At 73.5% G+C, this 9,307-nt stretch carries 9 protein-coding genes and 1 pseudogene; 3 read left to right on the forward strand and 7 right to left on the reverse strand.

From position 1 onward, the window contains the following. Positions 1-594, forward strand: a 594-nt coding sequence (locus tag K6I33_RS26090; protein WP_229356979.1) for an LLM class flavin-dependent oxidoreductase, incomplete at its 5' end; no start/stop codon positions are given. A gap of 12 nt (positions 595-606) precedes the next feature. On the opposite strand, the gene K6I33_RS26095 is transcribed toward K6I33_RS26090, so the two are convergent. The 6 genes from K6I33_RS26095 to K6I33_RS26120 all read right to left on the reverse strand — a co-directional run bounded on the left by K6I33_RS26095 (position 607) and on the right by K6I33_RS26120 (position 6,877). Beyond that, positions 607-2,061, reverse strand: coding sequence for a M1 family metallopeptidase (locus K6I33_RS26095; protein WP_229356980.1), 1,455 nt, complete (start codon positions 2,059-2,061; stop codon positions 607-609). 13 nt (positions 2,062-2,074) lie between these two features. Continuing rightward, positions 2,075-2,863 carry a maleylpyruvate isomerase family mycothiol-dependent enzyme gene (locus K6I33_RS26100; RefSeq protein WP_229356981.1) on the reverse strand — a complete coding sequence of 263 codons (789 nt, stop codon included), beginning with the start codon at positions 2,861-2,863 and terminating at the stop codon, positions 2,075-2,077. Positions 2,864-2,921: 58 nt separating this feature from the next. Next, complete coding sequence (locus K6I33_RS26105) at positions 2,922-3,479, reverse strand: hypothetical protein (RefSeq protein ID WP_229356982.1); 558 nt, start codon at positions 3,477-3,479, stop codon at positions 2,922-2,924. Positions 3,480-3,595: 116 nt separating this feature from the next. After that, positions 3,596-4,678, reverse strand: a complete 1,083-nt coding sequence (locus K6I33_RS26110; protein WP_229356983.1) for a prenyltransferase — start codon at positions 4,676-4,678, stop codon at positions 3,596-3,598. Continuing rightward, positions 4,675-5,409: a class I SAM-dependent methyltransferase gene (locus K6I33_RS26115; RefSeq protein WP_229356984.1), complete on the reverse strand. Its 735-nt coding sequence runs from the start codon at positions 5,407-5,409 to the stop codon at positions 4,675-4,677. Before K6I33_RS26115 ends, K6I33_RS26110 begins: the two co-directional genes overlap by 4 nt. A gap of 79 nt (positions 5,410-5,488) precedes the next feature. Next, positions 5,489-6,877 carry a glycosyltransferase family 4 protein gene (locus K6I33_RS26120; RefSeq protein ID WP_374285844.1) on the reverse strand — a complete coding sequence of 463 codons (1,389 nt, stop codon included), beginning with the start codon at positions 6,875-6,877 and terminating at the stop codon, positions 5,489-5,491. A 228-nt stretch (positions 6,878-7,105) separates the two neighbouring features. Between K6I33_RS26120 and K6I33_RS26125 the strand changes: the two genes are divergently transcribed. After that, positions 7,106-7,738 (forward strand): TetR family transcriptional regulator, encoded by a 633-nt coding sequence (locus K6I33_RS26125; RefSeq protein WP_229356985.1) that lies wholly within the window; start codon positions 7,106-7,108, stop codon positions 7,736-7,738. Positions 7,739-7,910: 172 nt separating this feature from the next. Beyond that, entirely contained in the window at positions 7,911-8,606 is a 696-nt protein-coding gene (locus K6I33_RS26130; RefSeq protein ID WP_308297307.1) for a DNA-binding response regulator, read from the forward strand. Between the two features lie 279 nt (positions 8,607-8,885). Here K6I33_RS26130 and K6I33_RS26135 read toward each other — a convergent pair. After that, positions 8,886-9,191, reverse strand: a pseudogene (locus K6I33_RS26135) (ATP-binding cassette domain-containing protein); the annotation flags it as partial. Between the last annotated feature and the right edge of the window lie 116 nt (positions 9,192-9,307).

Below are 9,307 nucleotides of genomic sequence, written 5' to 3' on the forward strand. Positions count from 1 at the left end.
CCCCTCCCCCACCCGGGCCCCGGTGCGACGGGGCACGTCAAGCCGCCGCGGTCCGTCACCCATCCCCTCCGCCCGGACCTGCCGGTCCTGCTGGGCGCCGAGGGCCCCCGCAACGTCGCCCAGACCGCGCGCATCGCGGACGGCTGGCTCCCCCTGTACTGGTCACCGGACCGGACCGGGCTCCACGCCGACGCCCTCGCCGAGGCGCCGAAGGGCTTCATGGTCGCCCCCATGGCCCAGGTGCGCGTCTGCCCGGCGGGCGAGCTCGCCGAGGGGCTGCGGCCGGTGAAGACCATGCTCGCCTTCTACATCGGCGGCATGGGCGCCGCCACCCGCAACTTCCACGCCGCCCTGATGGGCCGGATGGGATACGCCGAGGAGGCACGCCGGATCCAGCGGCTGTTCCTGGCCGGGCGGCGGGAGGAGGCGGTCGGGGCCGTGCCCGACGCCTTCGCCGACGAGGTCTCGCTCGTCGGCCCGCGCGAACGCATCGCCGAGCGGCTGGCGCGGTGGCGTGCGGGCCCGGTCACCGACCTCCTGGTCATGGCCCCGGACCCGGACACCCTCACCCTGCTCGCCGAGCTGAACTCCTGAACGGCCGGCGGCCTACCCGGCGGGCGCCGGCCTGCCCTTCTTCCGGAGCCAGGTGTCGAAGAGCGCGCCCAGATCCCTGCCCGTCCTGCTCTCGCAGAGCCGGATGAACTGCTTCGTGTCCGCGTTCCCGTAGCGGTGCTCCCGGACCCAGGCGCGCAGGATGCCGAAGAACTCCCGGTCGCCGACCGCCTCCCGGAGCTTCTGGAGCACCATCGCGCCCCGGCCGTAGACGGGCGGGTCGGTCAGCGTCCGCGGGGTGGGGGCGGCCGGCGGGAAGTCCCAGATGGTCCTGCCACCGGGACCCCTGCTGTTCGGGTCCTCGCCGTCGTAGTAGTCGGTGAAGATCTGCCGCGTCGTGCGGCCGCCCCGCTTCTCCTCCCACAGCCATTCGGCGTAGGTGGCGAAGCCCTCGTTGAGCCAGATGTCCCGCCAGGTGCTGGGGGTGACCGCGTTGCCGAACCACTGGTGGGCCAGCTCGTGCACGATCGTGGTGTCGCCGGGGGCGGCCTGGTAGTACGGCTTGGGCTGGGTCTCCAGGGCGTAGCCCACCCGGGCGTTGTGGTCGACGACCCCGCCCGTGGAGGAGAAGGGGAACGGGCCGAACAGCCCGCTCTCCCACTCGACGACCTCGGGCAGCAGCTTCACCATGCCCGGCACGGCCGCGGTCTCCTCGGGGGCGGCGGCGATGTAGTAGGGCAGCCCGCGCGGCGTCCTGCCGGTCGTCACCGTGAACCGGCCGACGGCGACGGTCGCCAGATAGCTCGCCAGGGGCTCCGCGCTGTGCCAGACGAAGGCGGTCCGGCCGCCGGGCCTGTGCTCCGTCCGGGTGAGCTCGCCGTTGGCGACGGCGGTGTAGCCGTCGGGGACGGTGACGGTGATGTCGTAGGCGGCCTTGTCGGAGAGGTGGTTGTTGCCGGGGAACCAGGCCATCGAGCCGGACGGCTCGCCGAGGGCGGCCACGCCGTGGTCCGACTCCGAGCGGACCCAGCCCTCCACCGACCCGTCCGCGTCCCTGATCTCCGCCGGCTCGCCGTCGTACTCGACGACCGTCTCGAAGGCGGTGTCCTTGCGCAGCGGAGCGGACGGGCGCACCGTCAGCTCGGAGCCGGCGCGCCGCGTCCGGGCCGGCTTTCCGTCGACGCGGGCGGCGCGGACGGTCAGGCCCTTGAGGTCGAGGTTGAAGGAGCCGAGGTCCTGGGTGGCACGGGCGCTGATGACGGCGGTGGCCGCGAGGCGGCGGGTGCCGGGGTCGTAGTCGAGGGTGAGTCCGTAGTGGCGGACGTGATAGCCGCCGTTGCCCAGGCGGGGGAAGAGCGGGTCGCCCACGCCCGCCGCGCCGGGGCGGGGGCCCTGCTCGCCGCCGCCGACGCACGCGGTGGCGGCGAGCAGGGCCAGCAGGGCCGACACGACGGGCCGCCGCGCGGCACGCGCCGACGGCAGACGGCCCGGCCATGGCCGCGACCTCATCGACGGGCCCTCATCAGAACGAGACCCGCTCCAGCCAGTGCTCCAGCACCGCGCGGTCGCCGACGACCTCCACCAGACCAGTGTCGGCCGGGAGCCGCCGGTAGAACACGCGCAGGACCTCGGTCAGCGGGCCCTGCACGGCCACGGCCGCCTTCTCGTGCGCCCGGCGCCACTCGATGCTCTCGCCGGTGGCGTCGACGAACCACTCGGCGTTCAGCTCCGGCGGGGTGTCCGTGGCGTGGAGGTGCAGCGTGCGCCCGTCCCCCAGCACCTCCTTGAGCTGCGGCTTCCATGCCTGCGCGAGCGGCGACGTGACGATGTCCAGCCACTCGTCGAGGGTGTCCGCGGCGACGTCCTGCTCGACCGTGAACGGGACGCCGGCGGCGGAGGCGGCGTCGGCGCGGTGCATCACCGTCTCGTGCGTCATCCGGCGGGCCCAGAACGACGACTTCTGCTGCCTGCCGAACGTCCACACCGGGACGTCGGGCCCCGCCTCCCGCAGCGCCGCGACCACTTCCTCGGCCCCCTCGGCCAGCCACGCGTCCAGCCCGGCGGCGTCCAGCGTCTCGGCCCCGGCCGTGGAGTCGCCGGAGATGTCCGGGGTGAAGTCGACGGTCCGCTCCCGGACCAGCCCCGCCGCGAAGCGGTGGGCGTTGCCGAGGTGCCGGCCCAGCTGGGCGACGGTCCAGTCGGGGCACGTCGGCACGACGGTGCCGACGGCGACGCCACGCAGGGTGGCGCGCATCAGCTCGGTCTGGGTGAGGATCTCCTGGCAGTAGCGTTCGTGGCTCAAAAGCGTCATGGCGCCACTTTAGGGCGTGGGTACGACAACGCCCATGGTGCGTCGTCCCGTTCGGGCGTCAGCCCCCTCCGCCCTTCTGGACGTCGGAGAACGACGGCACCTTGTCGGTGACCGGGGCGCCCGCGCTCTTGCCCGCGTCCTTGACGCTGTTGATGACGTTGTCGAAGGCATTGATGTCGGCGTCCCCGGCCTCGCCCTTGCGGAGCTTGGTCCCCATCCCCTTGAGGGACTCGATGCCGGCGGTCACCGGGGCCAGGGCCTTGGTGAGCGTCGGGTCGCCCTTGGCGTTGTCGGCGGCGGCCTTGAGGCGGTTGTACGCGAACGTACCGGCCAGGCCCGCCTTGATCAGCGCACTGGTACGGCCGTCGGCGCCCTTCTTGAAGGAGCCGTTCCGGAAGGGCTTGACGATCCACTGGTAGGTGGCGCCGGCGGCGAGGCCCGCGTTGGCGACGAAGCGGGTCTTGGCGAACTTCTGGCGTTCCGCCGAGCCGGTGGCGGTCGGGGTGGCCTCGGCGCCGCTCTTCTTCTCGCTCTTGCCTCCGCAGGCCGTGCCGGCGAGGAGCAGACCGCAGGCCAGGAGCAGGGCGACGGCGGCCCGGCGGGCGCGCTGGGACACGGGTACCTCCCGGGGGTAGTCCTCCCCAGGGTCGCCCAGCCCGCTCCGTTCCGCCACCGGCCGGGGACCGAAGCGGTCAGCCGGCGGAGGCCGGCCCGCTCACCCGCAGTGCCCGCTCACCCGCAGTGGCAGTCGGGCTCCAGCCCGGACGGCAGCCGCTCGCCGCCGAAGACCGCCGTCGTCGCCTCGTCGCCGCCGAGGGCGGCGACGGCGAGCAGCAGGGAGCCGGCCGTCCACGTCGTGCGCTCCTCCGGCCAGACCGCCTTGTCCTCGAAGACGTAGCCCGTCCAGTACATGCCGTCCTCGGCGCGCAGGTGCTGGATCCACTGGAGGATGTCGACGGCGCGGTCGGACTCGCCCATCGCCCACAGGGCCAGCGCCAGTTCGCAGCTCTCGCCACCGGTGACCCAGGGGTTGGGGACGACGCAGCGGACGCCCAGGCCGGGGACGACGAAGTCGTCCCAGCGCTCCTCGATGCGCTCCTTGGCGGCCGGGCCGGTCAGGGCGCCGCCGAGGACCGGGTAGTACCAGTCCATGGAGTAGCGGCTCTTGTCGAGGAAGCGCTCGGGGTGGTGGCGTATGGCGTGGGCGAGCAGGCCCGCGGCCAGCTCCCAGTCCGGCTGCGGCTCCTCGCGGTGCTCGGCGATGGCGAGCGCGCAGCGCAGCGCCTGGTGGATGGAGGAGCAGCCGGTGAGCAGGGCGTCGGCGACGGGCGTGCCGTCGTCCTCGGCCTTCCAGCCGATCTGGCCGCCCGGCTGCCGGAGCCGCAGGACGAACTCGACGGCGGCGAAGACGGTCGGCCACATGCGGTCGAGGAAGGCGTCGTCGCCGGTGGAGAGGTAGTGGTGCCAGACGCCGACGGCGACGTAGGCGACGAAGTTCGTCTCCCGGGAGCGGTCGGTGGGCCGTGCGGCGTCGCCGTCGGCGTAGGCGGCGTACCAGGAGCCGTCGGGGTTCTGGTGGTCGGCGAGCCAGCGGTAGGCGGCCTCGGCGCGGGAGCGCTCGCCAGCGGCGTCCAGGGCCATGGCGGCCTCGACGTGGTCCCAGGGGTCGAGGTGGTGGCCGGTGAACCAGGGTATGGCGCCGTCCGGGCGCTGGACGGCGGCGATGCCGGCGACGGTGCGGGCCGCCTCCTCGGCGGTGAGGACGCCGGGCAGGACGAGGCGTTCGGTGCGGCCGGGGCCACTGAAGGCGGTCACTCGGCGGCGTCCTCGGGCAGGTGCGGCTTGGTCGCGTAGGCGACGAAGCTCTTGCCGATGACGGGGTTGAGCAGTTGCTCGGCGACGCGCGTGGCCGCGGGCTTCTTCATGATGTCCCAGACCAGCAGCTTGTGGTAGGCGCGGACGGGCAGCGCCTTGTCGTTGTCGACGCCGAAGGCGCACTTGAGCCACCAGTAGGGGCTGTGAAGGCCGTGGGCGTGGTGGGTGCCGTAGGGCTTGAGGCCGGCCTCCTCCATCTTGCGGAGGAGTTCGTCGGCCTTGTAGATGCGGATGTGGCCGCCCTCGACCTCGTGGTAGGCGTCGCTGAGCGTCCAGCAGATCTTCTCCGGGCCGTAGCGGGGCACGGTGATCGCTATCCGGCCGCCGGGCCTGAGGACGCGCACCATCTCGGCGAGGACGCCCTTGTCGTCCGGGATGTGCTCCATGACCTCGGAGATGATGACGACGTCGAAGCTCGCGTCGGGGAAGGGCAGCGCGAGGGCGTCGCCCTCCATGGCGGTGGCGGTGGCGCCCTCCGGGGCCTCCCCGGCCTCCTTCATGGCGGCGAACCACTTGGCGACCTCGCGGATCTCGTCCCCGTTGCGGTCGAGGGCGACGACCCGGGCACCGCGCCGGTAGCACTCGAAGGCGTGGCGGCCGGCGCCGCAGCCGAGGTCGAGGACGCGATCGCCTGCGGCGAGCGGAAAGCGGGAGAAATCGACGGTCAGCACGGCTGTTTACTTTCGTCCGAGTTCGGATGCGGGTTGGGGTTTCGCTCGGTTCGGCACCGCCGGGCACCTCGCGGTGCGCTCAGCCACTGCGGCGCGGCCCGGCGGTGCCGGACCTGCCCGGGCCCCCGGCCCGGCTCGCCGCCCCGGCCCGCGCGATCGCCTCCCGGTAGTGCTCGGCCGTGCCGATCGCCGCCTGCCGCCAGGTGAACTTGGCCAGTACCCGCTCGCGCCCGGCCGCGCCGAGGCGACGGCGGAGAGCGTCGTCCGACAGCATTCGGGAGAGGGCGGCCGCCAGCGCGCCCGCGTCGCCGGGCGGCACCGCGAGGCAGGTCTCGCCGTCGGGGCCGGCGACCTCGGGGATCGCTCCCCCGGTCGTGGCCACCAGCGGGGTGCCGGTGGCCATGGCCTCGGCGGCCGGCAGCGAGAACCCCTCGTACAGCGACGGCACGCACGCGATCCGCGCGGAGCGGACGAGGTCGACGAGCTCCTCGTCCGTGATGCCCTTGACGAACTCGACGGCGTCCTCCAGGCCGTGGCGCCGGATCGCCGCCGCCACCGGCCCGTCCTCGGCGCGCTTGCCGACGACGACCAGATGGGCGTCCGGGTGCCCGGCGCGGACCTGGGCGAGCGCCTCGATCAGATGGATCAGGCCCTTGAGCGGGACGTCCGCGCTGGAGGTGGTGACGATCCGCCCGGGCACCTCCGCGACGGCCGGATCGGGCGAGAAGAGGTCGGTGTCGGCGCCGATGTGGACGACGTGGACGCGGTCCCGGCGCACCCCGAGGTGGTCGACGATCTCCTGGCGGGAGGAGCCGGAGACGGTGAGTACGGACGGCAGCCGCCTGGCGACACGTTTCTGCATGCGGGTGAACGCGTACCAGCGGCGGACGGACGCCCGGCGCTTCCAGTCCTCCGCGGCGTCCAGCTCCAGCTGCCGGTCGACGGTGATGGGGTGGTGGACGGTGGTGACCAGCGGGGCGCCGAGGGCGCCGGGGCCGCCCAGGAGCCCGTAGCCGAGGGTCTGGTTGTCGTGGACGACGTCGAAGTCGCCGCGCCGGGCGGCGAGATGGCGGCGGGCGCGGAGCGAGAAGGTCAGCGGCTCGGGGAAGCGCCCGGCCCACATGGTGCCGACCTCCAGGAGGTCGATCCAGTCGCGGTACTCCTCGCGGCGCGGGGTGCGGAAGGGGTCCGGCTGCCGGTAGAGGTCGAGGCTGGGGAGCTCGGTGAGCGGCACGCCCTCGTCGAGGACGGGGTAGGGCTGGGCGCCGATGACCTCGACGGAGTGGCCGAGGCGGGCGAGCTCGCGGGAGAGGTGGCGGACGTAGACGCCCTGGCCGCCGCAGAAGGGGTTGCCCTTGTAGGTGAGCATCGCGATGCGCAGCGGCGGTTCGCCGTCGACGCGGTCGCCCCCGGCCGGGAGACTGCTGCGGGCTCGCGTGACCGATGCCTCCGTGGCCTCAGCGGTCACTCCGGCCTCCTTCTCGCTGGCTGTTCCGCCGGAGCGTAACGGGTCGCGCTAATCTAGAACAAGTTTCAGACTGGGTCGTCAGAAGCTTGAATCTACCGGGATGTCAGGGGACCGAAAGAGCGCCGCCGGGTGATTCGCGCCACGGCCCGACCCCTGTCATGCTGTGCCGTCCAAGGCCCCCCGGGAGCCGCCGGACGGAGTGTTGCACGGCACGATGAAACAGGACATATGGCTACGGAATCCAGAACGCCGGAATCCACGTCGGCCGTGCCGCCCCTCGTGTCCACGGCCGCCCCTGCCCTGACGGCACGTCAGGAGGCCCGGCGCCGCCGGATCCTCCAGGCCACCACCCGGCTGGCGAGCCGCGGCGGCTTCGACGCCGTCCAGATGCGGGAGGTCGCCGAGTCCTCCGGCGTCGCCCTCGGCACGCTCTACCGCTACTTCCCCTCCAAGGTCCATCTGCTGGTCGCCGTCATGCGCGACCAGCTGGAGCAGCTGCACACCGCGCTGCGCGAGCGCCCCCCGACGGAGGAGGACCCGGCCGCGCGCGTCGCCCAGACCTTGATGCGGGCGTTCCGCGCGATGCAGCGCGAGCCGCATCTGGCCGACGCGATGGTGCGCGCCCTGACCTTCGCCGACCGGTCGGTGAGCGCCGAGGTGGACACGGTCTCCCGGCTGACCACCACGATCATCCTGGACGCCATGGGCCCGGCGGGCCCGCCCGACCCGGCCCAGTTGTCGGCCGTCCGCGTCATCGAGCACACCTGGCACTCGGCGCTGATCACCTGGCTGTCGGGGCGGGCGTCCATCGCGCAGGTGAAGATCGATATCGAGACGGTCTGCCGGCTCATCGCCCGCTGACGGCCGTCACGCCAGGCGTATGCCGTTCGCAGTTGAGGCGGGCCCGGCTGGCTCCCCACGCCCTTACGCCCCCCGGGTAGCGGGTAACTGCACCCGGAGCGGTGGCTCGCGCCGGTATGAATTTACCGACGTGTCCGAGGCGTTTCGCTACACGGAGCGGGAGAGGCAGACCGTGATACGGGTTCTTCTGATACACGACACCTATCTGCTGCGCATGGCGCTGGCGGCACTCCTCGGCAGAGAGCCGGATCTCGACGTGTCCTCGACCTCCTGGCGGGGCGCGGCCACCGCGGCCCGGACGACACGGCCCGATGTGTGCGTGGCCGACATGGACAGCCCGGACGCGGGCGAGTGCGTGAACCTCCGGCCGGGGGGCGGACGATGTCCTGAAGGCGGCGGCGAACGGGCCGCCGCGCGGACGAACGGGCCCGTGGGCGGCCGTCCCGGCGATGCCCGGCCCGGCGACGGCAAGCCCGGTGACGGCCGGCCCGTGCTGCTGGCGCTGACGACCGCCGGGCGCCCCGGCCCGCTGCGTCGCGCCTATGAGGCGGGCGCCCTGGGCTACCTCAGCAAAAACGCTTCTCCTGATCGGCTCGTCGAGGGCATACGGCATGTCGCCAAAGGCGAGCGCTACATCGACGAGACCCTCGGCTTCGGCTTCCTCCAGGCGGCCGAGATACCCCTGACCCGGCGGGAGCTGAGCGTGCTCTCACTCGCCGCCGAGGGGGCCTCCGTCGGCGAGATCGCGCGCAGCCTCCACCTGTCGAACGGAACCGTGCGCAACTACATGGCCGCCATCACCCGGAAGACCGGGGCCCGCAACCGGGTGGACGCGATCCGCATCTCGCGCGGCGCCGGCTGGGTATGAGGAACGCTGTCCCCCGCCCATCAGCTCCCGGTACAGCGCCGAACGCGCCATCAGCTCCCGGTGCGTACCGGCGACCGTACCGGGACCGTCCATGACCAGCACGCGATCCGCGCGCCGCGCCGAGCCCGCGCGGTGGGCGACGACCACGAGGGTGCCGCCGGGGCGCGCCGCGAAGGCGCCCTCGGCGCGCGCCTCGGCGGCGGGGTCCAGATGGCAGGCCGCCTCGTCCAGCAGCGCCACGGGGGCCGGCGAGAGGTACGCGCGGACCAGCGCGATCAGTTGCCGCTCCCCCGCGGAGAGCTCGTCCGGCGTCACGGGGGCGTCCAGCCCGCCCAGCCTCCGCACGAGCGCGTCCGCGCCGATCGCCTCGGCGGCGGCCAGGACCTCGCGCTCGCCCACGGGGTCCTCGCGCAGATAGCGCAGGTTGTCGCCGACGGTCCCGGAGAAGACGTACGCCTCCTGCGGGATGAGCACGCGCCGCGCCGCCGCCCCCTCGGCACGCGCCGCCGCGCCGCCCACCCGCACCTCGCCGGACGACGGCTCCAGCAGCCCCGCGATCAGGCCCGCCAGCGTGGACTTGCCCACGCCGCTCGGCCCGACGACGACCAGCCGCGCACCGGGCGGGAGGGTGAGGTCGAGGTCGCGGACGACGGGTTCGGCGTGGGTGCCGTAGCCGAAGGTGACGCGGCGCAGTTCGACGG

Origin of the sequence: Streptomyces sp. UNOB3_S3 (assembly GCF_020740895.1) — a bacterium.
Lineage (GTDB): Bacteria > Actinomycetota > Actinomycetes > Streptomycetales > Streptomycetaceae > Streptomyces.

Bases quoted from the DNA above. Each gene is read 5' to 3' on its own strand.
- K6I33_RS26100 (WP_229356981.1), bottom strand. From the start codon at position 2,863: ATGACGCTTTTGAGCCACGAACGCTACTGCCAGGAGATCCTCACCCAG.
- K6I33_RS26125 (WP_229356985.1), top strand. From the start codon at position 7,106: ATGGCTACGGAATCCAGAACGCCGGAATCCACGTCGGCCGTGCCGCCC.
- K6I33_RS26095 (WP_229356980.1), bottom strand. From the start codon at position 2,061: ATGAGGTCGCGGCCATGGCCGGGCCGTCTGCCGTCGGCGCGTGCCGCG.